Below are 21,316 nucleotides of genomic sequence, written 5' to 3'. Positions count from 1 at the left end.
CCGAACCGGGACGGCCGTTCGCCGAACTCCGACCCCGCACTTCAGCCCGAGAATCTTCGACACCACAATGCCTTCCCTTAGGGACCCCAGGCGGAGGGGTGAAAACGCTGACCTCGAGCAGCGACACACGTTCTTCAGACCGATCTCAACAATGAAGATAGCAACACGAAGACCACCACTAGACGCATTTCGCGCCTGCGCGTGAAATGGCGTGAAACGTCGTTTATTCACACACTGTCCCCCTTATGAGGGATTTCATAATCTCAGAGTTAATGTCGTTCTAGACGGGCTGGAACCCCACGGTTCCGCCGAGGCCGCTCCGCCTTGAAGAATGGCGCTCGCAGCCGGTTGCTGGCGCTCGCCTCGAAGAGATAAGGACATCACTAGGGAGAAGAAATGAATTTCACGAGAAGGCTGTCGAGAACCGCGGCATCAGTCGCAGCAGTCTGCCTCTGCATCGGCGCGACGGCAGTCGCACCACTTTCGAGCGCCGCAGACTGCGGTAGATCGACGTACTATTTCCAGGCATCCGGGTACTACTTCGGTCGCGGTGATTTCTGCCTCCGATCCGGTGACTACCGTGCTGAGTTCCAATCCGATCAGAACTTCGTCATCTACCGCGGGGACAGGCCGATCTGGGCGACGAAAACGGATCGAGGCGGCCTGGACCTGCTCCTGCACCCGACTGGTCTCAACATGCAGGAGGACGGAAACGCCGTCATCTACAGGAACAACTATCGACCGTCGTACGATGGAGGGCCCGGGGTCACCACGGTCGGTGGTGTCGACTGGGCTTCGAACACCAGTCCGCTACGTCCTCATCACAGGATGGTGATGCAGGCCGACGGCAACCTCGTCATCTATGCCGGATCCGGTGGCTCAACGGTTGCCCTCTGGAACTCGGGCACCGGACGCTGACCACTCGTCGGACGTGACCGAGACGGGGGCCGCCTCCCCCGCGCCCCTACCTGACGCGACTCGACGAGAATGCGCCCGTCCTCGCTGCGACATTCACTGATCGACGCAGGCCGAGGACGAAGCGCCTTGTCGGCGCCGTGGTTCGCTTCCTCGTCAGTGCTCGCGCAGAGCTGCCCACGGCCAGATCTGTCCGACGAGACGGTGGACGAGACAGTAGGCGCCGGCGATGACGAGCACCGTTCCGGTGAGGAGGCCCACCTCGGCGACCAGGTCTCCCGGAGAGCTGACCGTCGAATCGATCAGCAGCGCCAGGCTCCCACTCCCCGACAACGCCGCGAAGGGCGCCCATCGTCGCCTGCCTGACCGGTGGTCGAGGAGGCCGGACGCGCCGCCGGTGAGTGTTCTGAGACGCCGCCGGACGAGGCGGTGCGCCACACCCCAGGACGCGAGAGATCCGACGGACGTCGCAGCAGCGATCGCAGGGATCACGAGCGCGGGCTCGAGCAACGATCCACCGAGGCCGGCCGCGAGGGCGACGCAACCCGATGAGACGAACTGGGTGACGAGGGAGTCCCGAGCTCGTCCGAGAGCGAACATCGCTCGATTCAGGACGTAGGTGAGGCTGAAGCCGATCAGTCCGACGGCGAGGATCTGCAGGACCTCACCGATGAGCGGCGTTCCCCAGAGCACGTCCGTCAGGAGCGGCGCGGCACCGAGATACAGAACCGTCGAGAGAGACGTGAGCAGAAGAACGACGTCCTCCGTCCGCCGGAGATTCCCGACAGCGGAAGAGAGGTCGCCGTCGCGGACAGCCGTGCTGAGCGGAGTGAACATCGCGGTAGCCACCGACGCGACCACGATGCCGTGCGGCAGCAGGAAGAGCAGCAGAGCGCTCGAGTAGGAGTTGAGGCTGGCGCCGTCGACGCCCCGCTCGTTCAGGGACTCCCCGGCCGCGGTCGCGACGTTCGAGACGACGATGTAGGCGGCTTCAGCCGCCAGGACTCCGCCGAAGACCCACGACGCGTCTCGGGAGACGGACGCGAGCCCACCGAACCCCAGACGCAGCCGGAACGTGTATCCCGTCGAGCGGAGGAACAGGACAGTGATCAGCCCCTGCACCGCGATCGACGCGGTAGCCGTGCCGCAGAGGAGGGCGACCATGCCGGACGTCCATTCGGCGACCGGCTTCTCCGCAGCCTCCGGGTAAGCCACCATGAAAGCCGCGATACCGAGAATGGAGACGAGATTCGCAGCTCCCGGCGCCCAGGCGGCGGGACCGTACTTCTCGGAAGCATTGAGCAACTGGGCCCCCACCGCGAAGACGACGTAGAAGAACACCTGCGGTAGACACCAGTACGCCATCTGAGTGGCGAGTCCGGACCAGCTCTCCGACCAGCGACTCGCATAGAGCGAGACGACGAGGGGCGCCGCGAAGGTGAGGGCGACGGTCACCACCGCGGCGCCCAGCAGGCAGACCGTGAGCATGCGCTCGAGAAGAGCGACTCCCTCCGATCCACTCATTCGCGCATGCACGATCTTCGGAATCAACACGGCACCGAGGACTCCGCCGGCGATGAGTCCGTACAGATAAGTGGGCGCCGAGTTCGCGACTTCGAAGACCTGACCGCCGACGGCACTGCTGGTCCCCCCGACGGCGGAGATGAGAAGGGAGAGTCGCACGAAACCGAGTATTCGCGAGCAGAGAGAGGCGAGCGCTATCCTCCCACTCGGGGATCGCGACAGGCCCAGTGTGATCATCGGCCGATTTTACGGGACCTTTCGGACATCCTTTCTCGCCCGCCTTCTCACTCACGTCATTCGTGAATTCGTGAAAGGCGAAGAATCTCAGCGGAAAGCGGCAGATGCTGCTCGCCTTCGCGCCGGACAGGACGGTCGATCTCCGGCGGCTGCGGATAAGGAGCCGGCCCCCTTGCGCGTCGTCTCGACGAGTGGCCGTGCTACCGCGCCGCGGACCGCCGCCCTTCCGGCACCGCGGCGCACGGCTCGCCCGCCGACAACCGCCCGTCCCGCATCGTCGCGACGCGGTCGAGTCGCGGGAGGTGTGCCTCCTCGTGCGTCACCAAGAGCGTCGCCGTGCCGCGCTCGCGGGTGAGGCGGACGATCAGGTCGATGATCGCCGCGCCGCGCTCGGTGTCCAGGGCGCTCGTCGGCTCGTCGACCAGCAGGACCGACGGCGCGTTCATCAGCGCGCGGGCGATGTTCACCCGCTGCCGCTGACCGCCCGAGAGCTGCGCCGGGCGGGCGTGGGCGCGGTCCGCGAGACCGACCTCCGCGAGCAGCTCGTCCGCCCGCGCCGACGCCGAGGAGCGCCGCCGGTCGCCGAGCCGGTCCATCACCAGCAGCTGCTCGCGGGCCGTCAGCGCGGGCAGCAGGTTGGCCTGCTGGAAGACGATGCCGATCCGGGAGCGGCGCAGCCGGGCCGCCCCCGCCCGGGACAGGCGCGACACGTCGTCGCCGTCGATCAGCACGCGGCCGGAGTCCGGGCGGATCAGCGTCGCCGCCAGGGCGAGCAGGCTGGACTTGCCGGAGCCGCTCGGGCCGGTCAGCCCGGTCGTGGTCCCCGGCCGGCACTCGAGGTCGGCCCGGTCGACCGCGGTGAGGCGCGAGCCGCCGTCGTCGAAGGTGAGGGTGGCGTCGTGCAGTTCGATCATCGTGCGCTCCCGAGTGCGGTGAGGGGGTCGGTGGAGACGACGGCGCGCAGGGCCGCGGCGGCGCCGAGCAGCCCCAGCGCGATCATCAGCGCGGCCGGAGCCAGCGTGGTCACGGGACTGAGCAGGAAGGGCAGGGCGGAGCCGGCCAGGCTCCCGAGCCCGACCACGGCGAGCAGCCCCGCCCCCGTCCCGGCGATCAGCACGACGAGAGCCTGGCCGAGGGAGTCCCGGAGCAGCGAGCGCGTCGACGCTCCGAGGGCCTTCAGCACGGCGATGTCGCCGGAGCGCTGCATCGTCCAGACCGTGAAGAACGCGCCGACGACCAGCGCGGCGATCCCGAAGAGCATCGCGACCATCAGCAGCAGCGAGCCGATCTCGGACCGGAACGACCCGATCGCGGTGAGCGCGGCGAGCGGAGCGCGCGAGACCATGCTGGTCGCCGCCTCCCCCGCCGCCCAGTCCGGCGAGCCGCGCACCGCGAGGACGGTCGCGTCGGCCGGTGTGCCGAGCGAGGCCGCGAGCGCCTGCCAGGCGGCGAGCGGGAGGCGGACGACGGGGGTGTGGCTGTACCAGTCGTCGCCGCCGATCGAGGAGACGACGGCGGAGGTGCCGGCGATGCTCACGGTGTCCCCCACTCCGACGCCGAGCGCTCTCGCCGCCGGGGCCGAGAGCGCGATGCCGCCCGGGTCGGCGGGAGCCCCGAGCGCCGCGTCGACGCCGAGGACGGCGACCGCGACGCGCGCCCCGCCCGCCTCCGCCCGCGCCTGCAGCACGCCGAGCGGCTCGACGGACGCGACGCCCGGCAGCGCCGCCCACTCCGCCTCCTGCTGCGCGGTGACCGAGGAGTCGGCGAACGAGGGTGCGTCGTCGCCGGCCGAGAAGACGAGGCGGTCGGCGGGGACACTCAGCACCGCCGAGACGTTCTGCAGGGCCAGACCGCCGGTCAGGCCGGAGAGGAACCCGACCAGGAGGGTGAGCAGCGCGACCACCGCGCCGATGAGCAGGAATCGGCCGCGTGCGGAACGCAGCTCGCGCCAGGCGACGAACACGGGGACCTCCAGGGAGTCGATGCCGCGGGGATCGGCAGCCCCTCCAGCCTGGAAGCGGCGCGGATCCGGCGCATCGTGCGGTCGAGCGGGGCCGCCGCCCGCTCTTCGAGGGACGGCCGCCTCCTCCTTTCGCACGATGACAGGCAGCCCCGCGGTGCGTAGCGTTCCCCCGTGCCGCACACTCCGCTCGCCCCCGTCCTGACGGGACTGCGCGCGGGACTGCACCTCCTGGTCGGCGGCCTGCTCGCCCTGGTCGCCGTGCGCACGGTCGTCGAGCCCGGCCCGCGCACTCCGGCGGTGCTCCTGCTCTGCCTCCTCCTGCTCGGCGCGTACCTCGCCGGGCCGCGCTGGACGGCCCGCTCGCGCCGCCGCGGGATGCTGTGGCTCGCGGGAGTGACCGTCGCCTGGGCCGCGCTCGTCCTGCTCGAGTCCGACGCCGCCTACCTCGCGTTCCCGCTGTTCTTCCTGGCGATGCACGTGCTGCCCCCGCGGGCGGCGATCGCCGCGGTGCTCGGCCTCACCGGCATCGCCGTCGCGGCCCTCGGCTGGGACGGCCGGTGGAGCATCGGCGGGGTCGTCGGGCCGGTGATCGCCGCCGGGATCGCGATCCTGATCGGCCTCGCCGCGCGCGCCCTCGCCCGGGAGGCGCGCGAGCGGGAGGAGCTGCTCGCCGAGCTGCTCGCCACCCGCGACCGACTCGGCGCGAGCGAGCGCGCGGCCGCCGTCGCCGAGGAGCGCTCCCGGCTGGCCCGCGAGATCCACGACACCGTCGCGCAGGGCCTCTCCAGCATCCAGATGCTGCTGCACGCGGCCGAGCGCGCGGACCCGGGGCGGCCGGGGATCGAGCACGTCCGCCTCGCCCGGGAGACCGCCGCCGCCGATCTGGACGAGACCCGGCGCTTCATCCGCGAGCTCTCCCCGCCCGCCCTCGACAGCGAGAGCATCGACGGAGCGCTGCGGCGACTGGCCGCCACGCACTGGGAGCGCTCGGGAGTCGTCGTGACGGTCGACGCCGAGGACGGCCGCGCGCTGCCGATGCAGACGCAGACGGCGCTGCTCCGGCTCGCCCAGGGCGCGGTCGCGAACGCGCTGCAGCACTCGGGAGCGAGCACGGTCGCGCTGACGCTCCGCAGCGACGGTCGCACCGCCCGCCTCGAGATCGCGGACGACGGGGCCGGCTTCGATCCCGAGGCGGACACCCCCTCGGCCCGGCGCGACTCCTTCGGCCTGCGGGCGATGCGCGAGCGGGCCGAGCAGCTCGGCGGGCGGCTGGACGTCGACTCCTCGCCGGCCGGGACGACGGTCCGCGCCGAGCTCCCCGCGGGGGGCGCCGCGTGATCCGCGTGCTCCTCGTCGACGACCACCCCATCGTCCGCGCCGGGCTGCGCGCGCTGATAGGCGCGGAGGACGGACTGACCGTGGTCGGCGAGGCCGGCTCCCCCGCGGAGGCGATCGACGCCGCCGCCCACCTGCACCCGGACGTGGTGCTGATGGACCTGCGCTTCGGCGCCGACCGGGAGACCGGCGTCGACGCGACGCGGGCGCTGCGCTCCTCCGCCGAGCCGCCCTCCGTCCTCGTCCTCACGACCTACGACACCGACGCGGACATCCTGGGCGCGGTGGAGGCCGGCGCGAGCGGCTACCTGCTCAAGGACGCGCCGCCGGAGGAGCTGCTCGCGGCGATCCGCGCGGCCGCCGCCGGCGAGAGCGCGCTCGCCCCCGCCGTCGCCGCACGGCTGTTCGAGCGCCTCCGCTCCCCCGCCCCGCGGCTCAGCGCCCGCGAGACCGAGGTGCTCGCCCTCGTCGCCCAGGGCCTCAGCAACACCGAGGTCGCCGCCCGGCTGTTCGTGACGGAGACCACGGTCAAGTCGCACCTCGCGCACGTGTTCGCGAAGCTCGGCGTCGCCTCCCGCACCGCCGCCGTCTCGGCGGCCCGCCGCCTGGGCGTGCTGCGCTGACCCCTCAGCGGACCCCGCGGGTAGACTCCCCTACCGTGACCGACGAGACCCGCCTCCCCCGAACCACCGTCAGCAAGCTCGCCGCGCTCGAGGACGGGCCGGTGCGCGTCGCCGGCTGGGTCGAGACCGTGCGCGATCAGAAGAAGGTGCAGTTCGTCGTCCTCCGCGACGAGTCCGGCGCCGTGCAGCTGGTGAACCCGGCCGTCCGCGAGGCCGTCGAGGGCGACGACGCCTCCGCCGCGAAGCTCGCGATCACCGAGGCGATCTCCGGGCTCGCGCAGGGCTCGTTCGTCAGCGTGACCGGTCAGCTCAAGCACGACGAGCGCGTCAAGCTCGGCGGCCTCGAGGTCAAGCTCGAGACGCTCGAGATCGTCAGCGCGTCGATCCCCGAGGCGCCGATCGCGGCCGACTCCGGCATCGACAAGCGGATGGACTGGCGCTTCCTCGACCTGCGCCGCCCCGAGCAGAACCTGATCGCCCGGGTGCAGACCACGTTCGAGCACGCGCTGCGCACGTACTGGATCGAGCACGACTTCATCGAGATCCACACCCCGAAGCTGATGGCGAGCGCCTCCGAGTCGCGCGCCGAGCTCTTCGAGGTCGAGTACTTCGAGACCAAGGCCTACCTCGCGCAGAGCCCGCAGTTCTTCAAGCAGATGGCGCAGCCGGCCGGCTTCGGCAAGGTGTTCGAGGTCGGGCCCGCGTTCCGCGCCGACCCGAGCTTCACCTCGCGGCACGCGACCGAGTTCACCAGCGTCGACGCCGAGGTCTCCTGGATCGACTCGCACGAGGACGTGATGGAGCTGCACGAGCAGCTCATCGTCGCCGGCCTCACCGCGGTCGTCGAGAAGCACGGCGAGGCGATCAAGGCGCTCTTCGACATCGACCTGCGCGTGCCGACCACGCCGTTCCCGCGCATCCCGCTCGCCGAGGCCAAGCGGATCGTCGCCGAGCGCGGCTACGAGGTGCCCCGGGCCGACGACGACATGGACCCCGAGGGCGAGCGCCGCATCGCGGCGTACGTGCAGGAGGAGTTCGGCCACGACTTCGTCTTCCTGACCGACTACGCCTCGAGCATCCGGCCGTTCTACCACATGCGCCGCGAGGGCGACGGAACGATCACCAACAGCTACGACCTCATCTACAACGGCGTCGAGATCTCCACCGGAGCGCAGCGCGAGCACCGCGTCGACGTCCTCGTCGAGCAGGCGCGCGAGAAGGGCCTGGAGCCGGAGGAGCTCGAGTTCTACCTCGACTTCTTCCGCTACGGCGTCCCCCCGCACGGCGGCTTCGGCATGGGCCTCTCCCGCGTGATCATGCTGATGCTCGGGCAGGCCAACCTCCGCGAGGTCACCTACCTCTTCCGTGGCCCGACGCGCCTGCTGCCGTAGGCGCCGGGGTCTCGCCCCCTGCTGATCGAGTAGCCCTCGCAGAGGGCGTATCGAGATCCACGCGTCAGCGGGGCAGGTGCTCGTACGGGACGCGGCGGCTGAGCCAGGCGAGCAGGCCGGCGACGAGCGCCGCGACCGCCGCGGGGACGAGCAGCAGCCAGAGCGCCGACGTGACCGCGACGAGCGCGAGCGCCACCGCGGCGACGCCGGCGCCGATCGCGAAGTTCCAGCGCACGTCGGTCGCCACCCCGGCCTCCGGTCGCGCCCAGAGCACGACGAGCGCCGTCGCGATCGGGCCGAGCAGCAGCCCGAGCACGAACCAGCGCCAGCGCGAGCGGCCCTTCTGCTCGGCGAGGCCGGCCGTGACGATGGCGAGAGCGAACCAGAGCCAGCCGGAGCCTTGGGTGAGAGTCATGCCCGGAGCCTACGGCGCGGGCAGGATCATCAGGTCGAGGTAGTCGGTCAGGCAGGCCACCATGTCGACCGCGTCGTTCTCCAGCAGCCACTGCAGCTGGATGCCGTCCCAGAGCGCGATGATCGAGGCGGCCACCCGGTCCGGATCCGCGCCCTCGCGCAGCCGGCCCGCGGCGCGCAGCTCCCGGAGCTGGCCGGCGTAGTCCGCGCGCAGCCGCTGGAAGCGCGACGCGAAGAAGTCGCGCCCCGGGTGCTCGTCGGTCGTCGACTCCCCGCAGAGCACCGCGTAGAGCTCGATCACCCCGGGCGCCGTCTCGTTGTAGCGGGTCTGGCGGACGATGCCCTCGACGAGCCCCTCCTCGGGATCGGCGGGCGTCGAGCCGTCTCCGGTGATCCGGTCGCGATGCTGCAGCACGGCCAGGAGCAGATCGGTCTTCGACGGGAAGTAGTGCAAAAGGCTCGTCTGGCTGAGCCCGACCCGGTCGGCGACGTCCTGCAGCGAGCCGCGGGCGTAGCCGCGGGCGGCGAAGACCGCGTGCGCCGCCTCGATGATCGCGCGCCGCCGCTCGGCCGACTTCGCGTAGGGGCCGCGGCGCGCGCTCCGGGTGGTGCCCGCCTCCGCCATCAGCCGCTCCTCGCCCTCGAAGTGCCGGCTGCGCAGCCGGTCGATCGCCCAGCGTAGCGCGCGCTCGGAGCGCCCGAGCGGTGCCGTCCACCAATTTCGAGTACGCACTCGAAATTGTGATAGCGTCCGGATCAGCCGGGCGGACTGGTCCCGGACTCCACCACGATGAAGTGAGGGACACATGCATCCGTTCACCCGGCGACAGCTGCTCGCCGCGGGCCTCGGCACCGCGGCACTCGGCGGCCTCACCGCCTGCTCCACGCCCGGCACCGTCTCGGTCAACGCCGGCGCGGCGATCCCGGCGGCCAGCGGGCCGATCCGGCTCCAGTACTGGGCCTGGCTCAAGGACCTGCAGAAGGTCTGCGACGTCTGGAACGCCTCGCACCCCGAGGTCCAGGTCGACGCGGTCTGGATCCCCGGCGGCAACGCCGGCGGCTATCAGAAGCTCTACTCGGCCCTCGCGGCCGGCGGCGGGCCCGACCTCGGCCAGGTCGAGATGCGCTCGCTCCCCGAGTTCCTGCTCGTGAACGGCCTCGTCGACCTCAACCGCTACGGCGCCGAGGACTACGCCGACCGCTACGACCCCACGCTCTGGGGCCAGGTCAGCTACACCGGCGGCGTCTACGGGATCCCGCAGGACAGTGGCCCGATGGCGCTGTTCTACCAGCCGGAGATCTTCGACAGTGTCGGCGCCGAGACGCCCACCACCTGGGACGACTGGGCCGCGGTCGCGACCGAGCTGCGCGGCGTCGACTCCTACATCGACTGCTTCCCGCTCGCCGACGCCTCCGTCTTCGCCGCGTTCGCGACGCAGGCCGGCGCGCAGTGGCTGAAGGCGGAGGAGGACGGCTGGGTCATCGACATGACCGACGAGGCCACCACGAAGGTCGCCGCCTTCTTCGACTCCGCGATCGACCAGGACCTGGTCGAGGTCGGCTACGGCGCCTACTCCCCCGCCTGGTTCGCGGCCGCCGCGAACGGCGGGATCGCCTCCTGCACGACGGCGAGCTGGGGCGACGCCCTGATCGAGGGCGTCAGCGGCGGCGCCGGCAAGTGGCGCGCGGCGCCGATGCCGGTCTGGGAGGGCACGGGCTACGGCTCGAGCTTCCTCGGCGGCTCGACGGCCGCGGTCTTCGCGAACAGCAAGCACCCGAAGGAGGCGCTCGAGTTCGCCGTCTGGATGACCACCACGCAGGAGGGCATCGACGCGATGATCGCCAACAGCGGCATCGGCTGGTCCCCGGCGGTCGGCGAGATCGGCTCGGTCCGGAAGGGCCCGAGCGAGTTCTTCAGCGGCCAGAACTACAACGAGGACGTCTTCGTCCCCGCCGCGACGGAGCAGAACCCGGACTGGTCCTGGTGGCCGGTGACCCAGCAGTCGTTCAACATCCTCAGCGACGGCTTCCGCAAGAAGGCGTCCGGGCTCTCCCTCGTCGACGCCGTCGCGCAGGCGGAGCAGCAGATCATCACGGTCTTCCAGAACAAGGGCCTCAGCATCAGGAAGGCCTCCGCATGACCACCACGACCTCCCCCGCCGCCGCCGCGGTCGCCGCCACCTCGAAGGCGCCCGGCGCCTCGAAGCGGAGCCGCTCCGTCACCCGCGCCCCGTGGATCCTGCTGGCGCCGTTCCTGGCGCTCTTCGTCCTCACCTTCATCATCCCGATCGTCGTCGCCATCGGCTCGAGCTTCACGAAGGTGACCCGCTCGGGCCTCTTCGGCGAGGCGGGCGTGACCAGCGGCTTCGCCGGCTTCGACAACTACGCGCAGGCCCTCGCCGACGGCAACTTCATCGCCTCGATCGGCCGGATGTTCCTCTTCGGCATCGTGCAGGTGCCGATCATGATCGCGCTGTGCACGGTGCTCGCGCTGATGCTCGAGTCCGCCTCCGCGCGCTTCCCCGGCTTCTTCCGCGCCGCCTACTTCCTGCCCTACGGCGTGCCCGGTGTCATCGCCACGATCCTGTGGTCCTTCCTCTACGTGCCCGGGCTCAGCCCGATCATCGACGCCGCGAACATCGTCGGCCTCGACCCCGACTTCCTCGGCGCGAACTCGGTGCTCTGGTCGATCGCGAACATCTCGCTCTGGAGCTACACCGGCTACAACATGCTGATCATCGTCGCTCAGCTGAAGTCGATCCCGGTCGAGCTCTACGAGGCCGCGAAGGTCGACGGAGCCTCCACCTGGCGGGTCGCGCGGAGCATCCAGCTCCCGCTGATCCGCCCGGCCCTCGTGCTCACGACGATCTTCTCGATCATCGGCACGCTCCAGCTGTTCGCCGAGGCGCAGGTGCTGAAGACGGTCGCACCCGCGATCGACAGCCAGTACACGCCGAACCTCAGCGCGTACACCACCGCCTTCGCGTACAACGACTACAACGTCGCCGCCGCGCAGGCCGTGCTGATCGCGCTCGTCGCGTTCGCCCTCTCCTTCACGTTCCTCTCGATCTCGAACAGGAAGTCCTCATGAGCACGACGGAGCGCGCCACCGCCGATGCGCCCACGACCACCGGCATCGTCACCGCTGAACGGCCCGCGAAGGCCGGCCGCGGCCCCGACCGCTCGGCCGGGCGCAACCGCGCCTCGACGATCATCGTCACCGCGATCCTCGTCGTCGTCGCGATCTACTTCCTGATCCCGGTCTACTGGGTCGTCGTCGCCGCGACGAAGACCACCGGCGACCTCTTCGCCACCTACGGCTTCTGGTTCGCGCCGACCTTCGCGCTCTGGGACAACCTGGGCCAGGTGCTGACCTACGACGGCGGCATCTTCGTCCGCTGGTTCCTCAACTCCGTCCTCTACGCCGGCGTCGGCGCGCTGCTCGCGACCTACCTCGCGGCCGCGGGCGGCTACGCGCTGGCGAAGTACGAGTTCAAGGGCAGCAAGCTCGTCTTCGGCACGATCCTCGCGGGCGTCCTCGTCCCCGGGACCGCCACCGCGCTCCCGCTGTTCCTGCTCTTCAGCCAGATGGGCATCGCGAACACCTACTGGAGCGTGCTGATCCCCTCGCTGGTCTCGCCGTTCGGCCTGTTCCTCTGCCGGATCTACGCGCAGGCGACGGTCGACACGGCCATCATCGAGGCCGCCAGGATCGACGGCGCGAGCGAGCTGCGGATCTTCCACACCCTCGGGCTGCGGATCCTCACCCCGGCGCTGGTCACCGTGTTCCTCTTCCAGCTGGTCGGGATCTGGAACAACTACTTCCTGCCGCTCGTGATGCTCTCGGACACCGAGCTCTTCCCGATCACCCTCGGCCTGAACAACTGGCTCAGCCAGGTGGACCGGCTGCCCGAGTTCTACGAGCTCACGACCGGCGGCGTCCTGCTGTCGATCATCCCGCTCGCCATCGCCATGATCGTGCTGCAGCGCTTCTGGCGCGGCGGCCTGACCGAAGGATCCGTCAAGTGACCCTCGCCCCGACGTCCCTCCACTACCTCGCCGACACCGGCCCCGGCTCCGGCCGGCGCCGCGCCGCCCGCTCGTGGCTGCACACCGACGCACCGACGCTCTCGCTCGACGGGGACTGGCGCTTCCGCCTGCTCCCCGCCGCACCGGGCACGCCCGGCGGCGCCGACGCGCTGCCCGAGGGCGAGGGGGTGGACGACGTCGGGGCGGAGTCCTTCGACGACTCCGGCTGGGACGTGCTGCCCGTCCCGTCGCACTGGGTCCTCCAGGGCGACGGGCGCTACGGACTCCCCGCCTACACGAACGTGCAGTTCCCCTTCCCGACCGAGCCGCCGTTCGTCCCGGACGAGAACCCGACCGGCGACCACCGCCGCAGCTTCGAGCTGCCGGAGTCGTTCGCCGGCGCCGAGGCGGTCGTGCTCCGCTTCGACGGCGTCGAGTCGCGCTACCGCGTCTGGGTCAACGGCGTCGAGATCGGCATCGGCTCGGGCAGCCGGCTCGCGCAGGAGTTCGACGTCACCGAGGCGGTGCGGCCCGGCGAGAACCTCGTCGTCGTCCGCGTGCACCAGTGGTCCGCCGCGAGCTACGTCGAGGACCAGGACCAGTGGTGGCTGCCGGGGATCTTCCGCTCGGTGCACCTGATCGCCCGCCCGGTCGGCGGCGTCGAGGACGTCTTCGTGCGCGCCTCCTTCGCCGCCGGCGCGGGCCGGATCGAGACCGAGCTGACGGCGGACGACGCGGCCTTCCCGGTCACCCTCCGCGTCCCCGAGCTCGGGATCGAGACGGTCTGGGCGAGCGCCGCGGACGTCGCTCCGATCGAGGTGCCGGCCGTCGAGCCGTGGTCGGCGGAGGCGCCCCGCCTCTACGACGCCGAGGTCGCCTCCTCGGGCGAGACGGTCTCGCTCCGCCTGGGCTTCCGCACCGTCGAGATCCGCGGCGACCGCTTCCTGGTCAACGGCGAGCGCGTCGTCTTCCACGGCGTCAACCGCCACGAGACGCACCCCGACCGCGGCCGCGCCTTCGACGAGGACTTCGCCCGAGCGGACCTCGCGATGATGAAGCGGTTCAACGTCAACGCGATCCGCACCAGCCACTACCCGCCGCACCCGCGCCTGCTCGACCTCGCCGACGAGCTGGGCTTCTGGGTGATCCTCGAGTGCGACCTCGAGACCCACGGCTTCGAGCGCTACGGCTGGAAGGGCAACCCCAGCGACGACCCGGCCTGGCGCGAGGCGTACCTCGACCGGATCGAGCGCACCGTCGAGCGCGACAAGAACCACCCGAGCATCGTGATCTGGTCGCTCGGCAACGAGGCCGGCACCGGCGCGAACCTCGCCGCCATGTCGTCCTGGGTGCACGGCCGCGACCCCGAGCGCCCCGTGCACTACGAGGGCGACTACACCGGCGCCTACACCGACGTCTACTCGCGGATGTACTCGTCGATCCCCGAGACCGAGCAGATCGGCCGCGACGACTCGCGCACGCCGCTGCTCGGCTGCTCCGCGGGCGAGTCGGCGCGCCAGCGCTCGAAGCCGTTCCTGCTCTGCGAGTACGTGCACGCGATGGGCAACGGCCCCGGAGCGATCGACCAGTACGAGGACCTCGTCGACCGCTACCCGCGGCTGCACGGCGGCTTCGTCTGGGAGTGGCGCGACCACGGTCTGCGCGCCCGCACGCCGGAGGGCGTCGAGTACTACGCCTACGGCGGCGACTTCGGCGAGGTCGTGCACGACGGCAACTTCGTGATGGACGGCATGGTCCTCTCCGACGGCACGCCGAGTCCGGGGCTGTTCGAGTGGAAGCAGATCGTGGCGCCGGTGCGCGTCGCGGTCGAGCCCGACGCCGTGCTGGTCGAGAACCGGCGTCACGACGCGTCGACCGCCGACCTGCGCTTCGCGTGGCGGCTCGAGCTCGACGGCCGGGTCACCGCGGAGGGTGTGCTCGACGCTCTCGCGATCGCGGCCGGCGACTCCGCGCGCCTGGCGCTGCCCGTCTTCGACGTGCCGACCGGCGGCGAGGCGTGGCTGACCGTCGACGCGGCGCTCGCGTCGAGCACCGTCTGGGCCGAGGAGGGGCACGTGATCTCCACCGGTCAGCGCCGTCTCTCCGCGCTCGCACCGATCCCCGCCTGGGCCCGCTCGCCCCGCGGCGGCGCGTCCGTCGAGGGCGCTCTGGGGCTCGCGAGCTTCCGGAACGGCCGGCTCACCGCGCTGGCCGGGCTGGCGGTCGACGGACCGCGCGCCGAGCTCTGGCGCGCCCCGACCGACAACGACGAGGGCGACGGCTTCCCCGCCTACACCGAGGGCGACCCGCGCACCGGCAACGGCAACGGCGTGCCCGCGCCGTCCTCCGCGTCGCGCTGGCGCGAGGCGGGACTGGACCGGCTGGTCGGCCGGGTCGAGTCGGTCGACACCTCGGCGGGAGTCCGCCGGCGCACCCGCTGGTCCGCCGCCGACCTCGACGCGGCGCTCCTCGTCGAGGAGCAGTGGAGCCTCGACGGCGACGCGGTCGTCCTCCGCGTCGACCTGGTGCCGACCCGCGGCTGGGGCTCGGTCTGGCCGCGGCTGGGCATCCGGCTCGACCTCCCGGCGTCGGTCGACGGCGCGGAGTGGTTCGGCACCGGTCCGCGGGAGTCGTACCCCGACAGCATGCGCGCGACCAGGGTCGGCCGCTTCTCGGCCGGCATCGACGAGTTGAAGACGGAGTACGCGCGCCCGCAGGAGAACGGTCACCGCAGCGCCGTGCGGGAGCTGGTCCTCAGCGAGGGCGGGTCCGCTCGCCTCCGCATCGAGGCGGCGGCCGACCTGCACGGCCGGCTCCCCGGCTTCACGCTCGCGCGCCACACCGCGCACGAGCTGACGGCGGCGGGTCACCCGCACGAGCTGCCCGCCTCGACCCGCTCGGTGCTCACGATCGACGCCGCCCAGCACGGCCTCGGCTCGCGCGCCTGCGGCCCGGACGTCTGGCCCGACTTCCAGCTGCGCCCGGAGGCCCGCACGATCCTGCTGCGCTTCACCGCCGCCGCCTGACGGACAGCGGGTCTCGATACGCCCTCCGGGCTACTCGACCAGCATGAAGGACGGCTGCGCCGCGCTCCTTCGAGGCCTGTGCCTCGCCCCCGCCGCTGCCGGCGCACTCACCATGCTGATCGAGTAGCCCGCGCAGCGGGCGTATCGAGATCCACCACCGTCAGCACCCGGGTCTGCAGACCAGCCGTGCTGAGGACGGCGGGTCTCGATACGCCCCTGCGGGGCTACTCGACCAACATGGGGGGCGCATGCGCCGCTGCGATGCTCGACCGACATGAGGGCGCAGGCCCTGCGGGGCTGCTCGACCAGGACGGGGGCGCGCATCCCCCGGCGCCCTCTTCCGGACATGTCCGCTAGCGGCGCTTGCGGCGCGCGGGCCCGACTCCGGACACTGGATCCTGCCTGGTCGGCGCAGACGACCACTCGGGGCGACCCGAACCCTCCCCGAGTGGTCGGGACCCTTCCCGGCGCCTGGGCCGTGGAGCGCGGATCGGACCTGCGCCGCTGGACCTCGGCCGGTCCGTCCGGGGCCGCTCGGCCCCCCTCCGCCGACCAGGCCGCTCCCAGCGCGAAGAGCGTGGGCGCGGCGCAGCGATCAGGCTGTCGTCGCGGACCGGGATCCCGCGGTCGTCACCCGGCTCCCCGGTGCAGCGGAGGCGCGCCTCACTGCTCCGTCGGGTGCGGGAGCGGTCCGCCGATGAGCAGGTCGTCGTTCTCGCGGCGACGGCGCAGGACGACGGCCGTCACGAGTCCGGCGATCAGCAGCGCGACGAGCACACCGGCGCCGATGGTGAGGCCGACCCCGGCCGAGAGGCCGCCGGTGCTGGCGGCCGCGGGCGGCACGGCGCCGGCCTTGGCGGAGGTGATCGCGATGCCGCACACCTGCGCGGCATCGGGAGCGGTCGCGGTCGAGCCCTCCGCCGGATAGGCGACCGTGACCGCGGCGGTGCGCTTGCTGACCGAGCCGACCGCGACGATGCAGTAGACCTCGGCCGTGGGCTCCGCGACGACGGCCTCACCGAGGTCGAGGTCGGACCAGCCGAGCGCGTCGACGCGGACCGCGAGGTCGCCCGCCGCGAGGTCCGCCTGGACGCCGGCGGTCGTGTACGCGCCGACGGTGACGCTCTCGACCGGACCGAAGCCCCAGACTGCGCCGCGCGGCATGGCCGCCTCGGAGCTGGAGGCCTCGCGCGGCTCGACGAGGATCCCGGGAGCGGAGGAGGCGATCAGAGCGAACGTCGTGGTCGCCGACGAGCCGCGGTCGCCGGTGACGGTGACCGTGTAGGTGCCGATCGAGAGGAGCGCGGCGGTCGGCACGGTGGCCGATCCGGTGCTGGTCGTCTCGCCGTCCTGGCGGTTCTCGACGGTCAGCGGAGTCTCGGTGCCGGCCGGCGCCTTGAGCGTCGCGGTGGCGTTCTCCTCGCGCTGGAATCCGGCGTAGGCGACGCCGACTCCGTAGAAGCGGGCCAGGTCGACGGTGAGCGCGCCGGGGTCGACGCCGGCGTCGCGCGTCAGGTAGACCGACACGGCGGGGGCGCCGGCGGTCTCGGTGCCGGGGACGGGTGCCGCGGCGGGGTCGCCCGCGGAGGTCGAGAGCAGGGTCCGGCCGGGCGCGGAGGCGCGGGGCGGCGTCGCGCCGGCCTCGGTGGTCGCGGTGCCGCCGGTGCTGCCGCCGCCGGTCGAGCCGGAGTTCGAGCCGCCTGTGCTGCCGCCGCCGGTGCCGCCACCGGTCGAGCCGGAGTTCGAGCCGGAACCGGGCGCCGGGTTGCCGCCCGTGCCCGAACCGTTCCCAGGATTGGTGCCGGTCCCCGGGTTCGTGCCCGTCCCGGGATTCGTGCCGGTCCCCGGGTTCGCGCCCGTTCCAGGGCTGGTGCCCGTTCCGGGGTTCGTGCCCGTACCCGGGCTCTCCTCGCCGCCGGTGCCCGGTTGCGGTTCGGGCGCGGGCTCGGGTTCCGTTTCGGGAAGGCCGTCGACGGGCGTCTCGGAAGGCGCCTCGGGCTCGGGCTCGGGAACCGGCACGGTCGTCGGCTCCTCGGGTGCAGGCGCGGGCTCCGCGGGCGTAGGCGCGGGCTCCTCGGACGGCGTCGTCTCGACGGGCTGACTCGGTACCGTCACCACGGGGTCGGCCGGAGCCGGGGCGACACTCGCCGCCGGGTCGCCGGGGAGGTTCTCGGCCTGGGCCGACGCGGGCAGCGCGAGCCCGACGATCAGCAGGGCGAGCGCGAGCGCGGAGGCCGTGGAGCGGCGACGCTGCTTCAGCAGACGCTGTCGAGTCATGGAAGTTCCTCCCCCGCGAGACGCCGAACGCACCCCGAACGTGGGGAGCGAGCCTCCCCGTGAAGAGACTATGCGCGAACCGCGAGCACTCGCAGGCACTCCGGTCCCCCATCCGAGGGGCCTTCTACAACATTCGCATCACGGCGGAGTCCCGCCAGCGCGCTGCCGTCAGGCGCGCTCGAGCAGTGCTCGGCGCAGGCGATCCGGCTCGACGCGCCAGTAGGTGTGCACGCGCCCGTCGAGGAGGACGACCGGGATCTCCTCGACGAAACGCTCGTGCAGCTCCGCGTCGTCGAGGATCGAGGCCTCGGCGAGCGAGACGCTCGGAGCGCCGGGCACGTCCGCGAGCTCAGCGAGGACCTGCTGGACAACGGCGCGGGCGTCGTCGCAGAGGTGGCAGCCGGGCTTGCCCACGAGAGTCAGTGCCACATCCACGTGACCACTGTAGCCGCGGCCACCGCGCGGAACCCGGGACGGATCGACCCCGGAAACGCAGACGAGCGCCCGACCCCAGAGGGGCGGACGCTCGAAGGGTGAAGAGGCGCGAGCCTACTTCTTGTTGCGACGCTGGTGACGAGTCTTGCGAAGCAGCTTGCGGTGCTTCTTCTTCGCCATACGCTTGCGACGCTTCTTGATGACAGAACCCACGAAGACCTCACAACGTTCAGGGGGTCGACCGCCCGACGGACGGCCGCTTACGAAAAACTGGCTCCCGCGAGCTTACACGACGCGGACACCGACGAGAATCCGCGCCGTCGCGCCACCCCTGGCGGCGACCGACGCGGCCTCACTTCCGGATGCGCAGCGCCCCCGCGACCTTCGTCGCTCCCTCGCTCACGCCGCGCTGGATGTCCTGCACGACCGCGGTGACCTGGTGGGTGCGCTCCGCGAGCGCCCGCCCGAGCGACTCGGCCCGGGCGGCGGCGGCCGCGTCGAGCACGGCGGCGCCCTCGTCGGCCTCGTCCGCCGCGCCGAACGGCAGCAGCCAGTCCTCGACGGCGACGAGCGGCCCGTACTGCAGTGCGTAGATGCGGTGCTGCCCGCTCTCGCGGACGGTGACGAGCCCCGCCTCGCGCAGCACCTTGAGGTGCTTGGACACCGTCGGCTGGCTGAGCTCGAGCTTCGCGACGATGCGCGAGACGCTCATGCCGCCGGCGCCCCCGGAACCCTCGACCCGCTGCTCCAGGAGGAGCGAGAGGATGTCGCGGCGGGTGCCGTCCGCGATCACCGCGAAGATGTCAGCCATCCCCCCAGGGTAGTCAGCGCCCTCCGCCGCGGGCAGGGTGTCGCCCGTGCGTATACCCCGCGGCGCATGGCGTCCCGGCGCCCCGGGCGCCGACCGGCGAGCGGGTAGCATGGCCGCGATCGAGTGGAGGGCCCGCCGTGGTGGTTCGGCAGCAGTTCCGCAGCCCCGTGGGCGTCTCGCCGGCCTCGCCGTGGTCGAGCTTCGCCCGGGCCCGCGACCTCGTCGACGACTTCGCCGGCCGCTCGCCGTCGCGCTTCGCGATCATGATCTTCTCGGGCCTGATCCTCGTCTTCACCCTGCTCTTCTCGCTGCCGGTGTCGAGCACGACCGGCACCGTCACTCCGCTGCACGACGCCTTCTTCACCGCGATGTCGGTCATCTGCGTCACCGGCCTCGCCACGGTCGACATGGCCACGCACTGGTCCGCGTTCGGCCACTCGATCGTCTTCATCGGCGTGAACATCGGCGCCCTCGGCGTGCTGACGCTCGCGTCGATCATGGGTCTCGCCATCTCGCGCCGCCTCGGGCTCCGCGCGAAGCTGATGGCCGCGAGCGACTCGAACCCGCTCCGCATCCACTCCGGTCCCGTCGCCGAGGGCCAGGCCGTGCGGCTCGGCGAGATCGGCGGTCTGCTCGCGACGGTCGCCATCAGCGCGGCGGTGATCGAGATCGTGGTCGCCCTGCTCCTCTTCCCGCGGATGCTGATCGACGGGATCCCGATCGGCGAGGCGATCTGGCACTCCTTCTACTACTCCGCCATGGCGTTCACGAACACCGGCTTCGCGCCCAACGCCGCCGGCCTGACGCCGTTCGAGGACGACTACTGGTTCCTCGGCATCCTGATGATCGGCGTCTTCCTCGGCTCGATCGGCTTCCCGGTGATCTACGCCTTCTCGCGCGGCTGGCGGCGCCCGCGCAAGTGGTCGGTGCACGTGAAGCTCACGCTGGTCACCTCGCTGATCCTGCTCGTCGCGGGAGCGGTGCTCTACATCGTGCTCGAGTTCGACAATCCGACGACCTTCGGCACCCTCGACGCCGGCGACACCGTCTTCCAGTCCTTCTTCCTGTCGACGATGACGCGCTCGGGCGGGTTCTCGACCATCTCGATCCCCGATCTCAACGGCTCCAGCCTGCTCGTCACGGACATGCTGATGTTCATCGGCGGCGGCTCGGCTTCGACGGCCGGCGGCATCAAGGTGACGACGCTCGCGATCCTCTTCCTCGCGGCGTTCGCCGAGGCGCGCGGCAACAACGACATGGAGGCGTTCGGCCGCCGGATCCCCAACGACGTGCTGCGCCTCGGGGTCTCCGTCGTGCTCTGGGGAGCCACCACCGTCGCCGTCTCGTCGGTCCTGATCCTGCACATCACCAAGGCGCCGCTCGACCACGTCCTCTTCGACGTGATCTCGGCGTTCGCCACCTCCGGTCTGTCGACGGGGCTCACCGCCGAGCTGCCGACCTCCGGCGTCTACGTGCTGGCGCTGACGATGTTCATGGGCCGCGTTGGTACCGTGACTCTCGCTGCCGCGCTCGCCGCGAGCCAGCGCAGGCAGTTGTTCAGACGACCGGAAGAGAGGCCCATCGTTGGTTGACCGCATCAGGTACGACGCCCCGGTGCTGGTGATCGGCCTCGGTCGCTTCGGCGCCGCGACGGCCGGCCAGCTCGACCGGCTCGACCGCGAGGTGCTCGCGATCGACGCCGACGCCGGGCTCGTGCAGAAGTGGTCGGAGCGGGTCACCCACGCGGTCCAGGCCGATGCCCGCTCGCTCGACGCCCTCGCCCAGATCGGCGCGCAGGACTTCCAGGTCGCCGTCGTCGCCGTCGGCTCCTCGATCGAGGCGTCGGTGCTGATCACCGCGAACCTCGTCGACCTCAAGATCCCGCAGATCTGGGCCAAGGCGATCTCGCGCTCGCACGGCAAGATCCTCGAGCGGATCGGCGCGAACCACGTGATCTACCCTGAGGCCGAGGCGGGCGAGCGCGTCGCGCACCTGGTCTCGGGCCGGATGCTCGACTTCATCGAGTTCGACGACGACTTCGTGCTGGCCAAGATGTACCCGCCGAAGCCGATCCGCGGCCTGACCCTCACCGAGTCGGGCGTGCGCCGCAAGCACCGCGTCACCGTCGTCGGCGTGAAGAGCCCGGGCAAGCCCTTCACCTACGCGACCGAGCAGACCGTCGTCTCCAACCACGACCTCATCGTCGTCAGCGGCACCCCCACCGACATCGAGCGCTTCGCGGCCCTCGGCTCCTGACCCCTCCCGCGAGATGCCACTTATGAGCTCCCGTCACGGCGTGTCGGGCTCATAAGTGGCATCTCGCGGAGGAGCGGCAG

At 71.6% G+C, this 21,316-nt stretch carries 19 protein-coding genes; 10 read left to right on the top strand and 9 right to left on the bottom strand.

All coding sequences use genetic code 11. The features are described from left to right. Window positions 1-396: 396 nt before the first annotated feature. Window positions 397-918: a hypothetical protein gene (locus EDF45_RS14685; RefSeq protein ID WP_123736777.1), complete on the top strand. Its 522-nt coding sequence runs from the start codon at window positions 397-399 to the stop codon at window positions 916-918. Window positions 919-1,071: 153 nt separating this feature from the next. On the opposite strand, the gene murJ is transcribed toward EDF45_RS14685, so the two are convergent. The 3 genes from murJ to EDF45_RS14670 all read right to left on the bottom strand — a co-directional run bounded on the left by murJ (window position 1,072) and on the right by EDF45_RS14670 (window position 4,639). Further along, window positions 1,072-2,676 (bottom strand): murein biosynthesis integral membrane protein MurJ, encoded by a 1,605-nt coding sequence (murJ, locus tag EDF45_RS14680; protein ID WP_123736776.1) that lies wholly within the window; start codon window positions 2,674-2,676, stop codon window positions 1,072-1,074. A 200-nt stretch (window positions 2,677-2,876) separates the two neighbouring features. Then, window positions 2,877-3,590, bottom strand: a complete 714-nt coding sequence (locus tag EDF45_RS14675; RefSeq protein WP_123736775.1) for an ABC transporter ATP-binding protein — start codon at window positions 3,588-3,590, stop codon at window positions 2,877-2,879. Further along, entirely contained in the window at window positions 3,587-4,639 is a 1,053-nt protein-coding gene (locus EDF45_RS14670) for an ABC transporter permease (protein WP_123736774.1), read from the bottom strand. Before EDF45_RS14670 ends, EDF45_RS14675 begins: the two co-directional genes overlap by 4 nt. Window positions 4,640-4,810: 171 nt before the next feature. On the opposite strand from EDF45_RS14670, the gene EDF45_RS14665 reads away from it, so the two are divergent. The 3 genes from EDF45_RS14665 to aspS are packed head-to-tail and all read left to right on the top strand — an operon-like array spanning window position 4,811 to window position 7,988. Then, the gene (locus EDF45_RS14665; RefSeq protein WP_123736773.1) at window positions 4,811-5,977 is read left to right on the top strand and encodes a sensor histidine kinase; all 1,167 of its coding nucleotides are present in this window, start codon (window positions 4,811-4,813) and stop codon (window positions 5,975-5,977) included. Continuing rightward, window positions 5,974-6,597 carry a response regulator transcription factor gene (locus tag EDF45_RS14660; protein ID WP_123736772.1) on the top strand — a complete coding sequence of 208 codons (624 nt, stop codon included), beginning with the start codon at window positions 5,974-5,976 and terminating at the stop codon, window positions 6,595-6,597. The genes EDF45_RS14665 and EDF45_RS14660 overlap by 4 nt, the downstream gene beginning before the upstream one ends. A 35-nt stretch (window positions 6,598-6,632) precedes the next feature. Next, window positions 6,633-7,988 carry an aspartate--tRNA(Asn) ligase gene (gene aspS, locus EDF45_RS14655; RefSeq protein ID WP_243581297.1) on the top strand — a complete coding sequence of 452 codons (1,356 nt, stop codon included), beginning with the start codon at window positions 6,633-6,635 and terminating at the stop codon, window positions 7,986-7,988. Between the two features lie 64 nt (window positions 7,989-8,052). Here the strand turns inward: aspS and EDF45_RS14650 are convergent, their stop codons facing one another. Continuing rightward, window positions 8,053-8,403: a hypothetical protein gene (locus EDF45_RS14650; protein WP_123736771.1), complete on the bottom strand. Its 351-nt coding sequence runs from the start codon at window positions 8,401-8,403 to the stop codon at window positions 8,053-8,055. A gap of 9 nt (window positions 8,404-8,412) precedes the next feature. Next, window positions 8,413-9,135 carry a TetR/AcrR family transcriptional regulator gene (locus EDF45_RS14645; RefSeq protein WP_260312217.1) on the bottom strand — a complete coding sequence of 241 codons (723 nt, stop codon included), beginning with the start codon at window positions 9,133-9,135 and terminating at the stop codon, window positions 8,413-8,415. A gap of 73 nt (window positions 9,136-9,208) precedes the next feature. On the opposite strand from EDF45_RS14645, the gene EDF45_RS14640 reads away from it, so the two are divergent. Genes EDF45_RS14640 through EDF45_RS14625 form a run of 4 tightly spaced genes read left to right on the top strand, consistent with a single transcriptional unit; the run spans window position 9,209 to window position 15,457 of the window. Next, window positions 9,209-10,543, top strand: coding sequence for an ABC transporter substrate-binding protein (locus tag EDF45_RS14640; RefSeq protein WP_123736769.1), 1,335 nt, complete (start codon window positions 9,209-9,211; stop codon window positions 10,541-10,543). Continuing rightward, entirely contained in the window at window positions 10,540-11,493 is a 954-nt protein-coding gene (locus EDF45_RS14635; RefSeq protein WP_123736768.1) for a carbohydrate ABC transporter permease, read from the top strand. The genes EDF45_RS14640 and EDF45_RS14635 overlap by 4 nt, the downstream gene beginning before the upstream one ends. Next, the gene (locus EDF45_RS14630; protein ID WP_123705362.1) at window positions 11,490-12,431 is read left to right on the top strand and encodes a carbohydrate ABC transporter permease; all 942 of its coding nucleotides are present in this window, start codon (window positions 11,490-11,492) and stop codon (window positions 12,429-12,431) included. Before EDF45_RS14635 ends, EDF45_RS14630 begins: the two co-directional genes overlap by 4 nt. Then, window positions 12,428-15,457: a glycoside hydrolase family 2 TIM barrel-domain containing protein gene (locus tag EDF45_RS14625; RefSeq protein WP_123736767.1), complete on the top strand. Its 3,030-nt coding sequence runs from the start codon at window positions 12,428-12,430 to the stop codon at window positions 15,455-15,457. The genes EDF45_RS14630 and EDF45_RS14625 overlap by 4 nt, the downstream gene beginning before the upstream one ends. A 663-nt stretch (window positions 15,458-16,120) precedes the next feature. Here EDF45_RS14625 and EDF45_RS21340 read toward each other — a convergent pair. The 4 genes from EDF45_RS21340 to EDF45_RS14605 all read right to left on the bottom strand — a co-directional run bounded on the left by EDF45_RS21340 (window position 16,121) and on the right by EDF45_RS14605 (window position 18,980). Then, window positions 16,121-17,734 (bottom strand): hypothetical protein, encoded by a 1,614-nt coding sequence (locus tag EDF45_RS21340; protein WP_185020200.1) that lies wholly within the window; start codon window positions 17,732-17,734, stop codon window positions 16,121-16,123. A 168-nt stretch (window positions 17,735-17,902) separates the two neighbouring features. Then, the gene (locus tag EDF45_RS14615) at window positions 17,903-18,169 is read right to left on the bottom strand and encodes a glutaredoxin family protein (RefSeq protein ID WP_123736766.1); all 267 of its coding nucleotides are present in this window, start codon (window positions 18,167-18,169) and stop codon (window positions 17,903-17,905) included. A gap of 114 nt (window positions 18,170-18,283) precedes the next feature. Then, window positions 18,284-18,382: a 30S ribosomal protein bS22 gene (locus EDF45_RS14610; RefSeq protein WP_003792170.1), complete on the bottom strand. Its 99-nt coding sequence runs from the start codon at window positions 18,380-18,382 to the stop codon at window positions 18,284-18,286. A 139-nt stretch (window positions 18,383-18,521) separates the two neighbouring features. Then, window positions 18,522-18,980 carry a helix-turn-helix transcriptional regulator gene (locus EDF45_RS14605; protein WP_123736765.1) on the bottom strand — a complete coding sequence of 153 codons (459 nt, stop codon included), beginning with the start codon at window positions 18,978-18,980 and terminating at the stop codon, window positions 18,522-18,524. Window positions 18,981-19,147: 167 nt separating this feature from the next. Between EDF45_RS14605 and EDF45_RS14600 the strand changes: the two genes are divergently transcribed. After that, complete coding sequence (locus EDF45_RS14600) at window positions 19,148-20,572, top strand: TrkH family potassium uptake protein (RefSeq protein WP_374204742.1); 1,425 nt, start codon at window positions 19,148-19,150, stop codon at window positions 20,570-20,572. Then, the gene (locus EDF45_RS14595) at window positions 20,565-21,236 is read left to right on the top strand and encodes a TrkA family potassium uptake protein (protein WP_123446620.1); all 672 of its coding nucleotides are present in this window, start codon (window positions 20,565-20,567) and stop codon (window positions 21,234-21,236) included. The genes EDF45_RS14600 and EDF45_RS14595 overlap by 8 nt, the downstream gene beginning before the upstream one ends. The last annotated feature ends 80 nt before the right edge of the window (window positions 21,237-21,316 follow it).

The organism is Rathayibacter sp. PhB186 (assembly GCF_003751825.1).
Taxonomy (GTDB): domain Bacteria; phylum Actinomycetota; class Actinomycetes; order Actinomycetales; family Microbacteriaceae; genus Rathayibacter; species Rathayibacter festucae.
This window is presented reverse-complemented; position numbering and strand designations above follow the sequence as displayed.

What these genes read in the sequence shown, in the direction of transcription:
- EDF45_RS14685 (WP_123736777.1), top strand. Translation starts at nt 397, where the DNA reads ATGAATTTCACGAGAAGGCTGTCGAGAACCGCGGCATCAGTCGCAGCA.
- murJ (WP_123736776.1), bottom strand. Translation starts at nt 2,676, where the DNA reads ATGATCACACTGGGCCTGTCGCGATCCCCGAGTGGGAGGATAGCGCTC.
- EDF45_RS14675 (WP_123736775.1), bottom strand. Translation starts at nt 3,590, where the DNA reads ATGATCGAACTGCACGACGCCACCCTCACCTTCGACGACGGCGGCTCG.
- EDF45_RS14650 (WP_123736771.1), bottom strand. Translation starts at nt 8,403, where the DNA reads ATGACTCTCACCCAAGGCTCCGGCTGGCTCTGGTTCGCTCTCGCCATC.
- EDF45_RS14640 (WP_123736769.1), top strand. Translation starts at nt 9,209, where the DNA reads ATGCATCCGTTCACCCGGCGACAGCTGCTCGCCGCGGGCCTCGGCACC.
- EDF45_RS14635 (WP_123736768.1), top strand. Translation starts at nt 10,540, where the DNA reads ATGACCACCACGACCTCCCCCGCCGCCGCCGCGGTCGCCGCCACCTCG.
- EDF45_RS14630 (WP_123705362.1), top strand. Translation starts at nt 11,490, where the DNA reads ATGAGCACGACGGAGCGCGCCACCGCCGATGCGCCCACGACCACCGGC.
- EDF45_RS21340 (WP_185020200.1), bottom strand. Translation starts at nt 17,734, where the DNA reads ATGACTCGACAGCGTCTGCTGAAGCAGCGTCGCCGCTCCACGGCCTCC.
- EDF45_RS14605 (WP_123736765.1), bottom strand. Translation starts at nt 18,980, where the DNA reads ATGGCTGACATCTTCGCGGTGATCGCGGACGGCACCCGCCGCGACATC.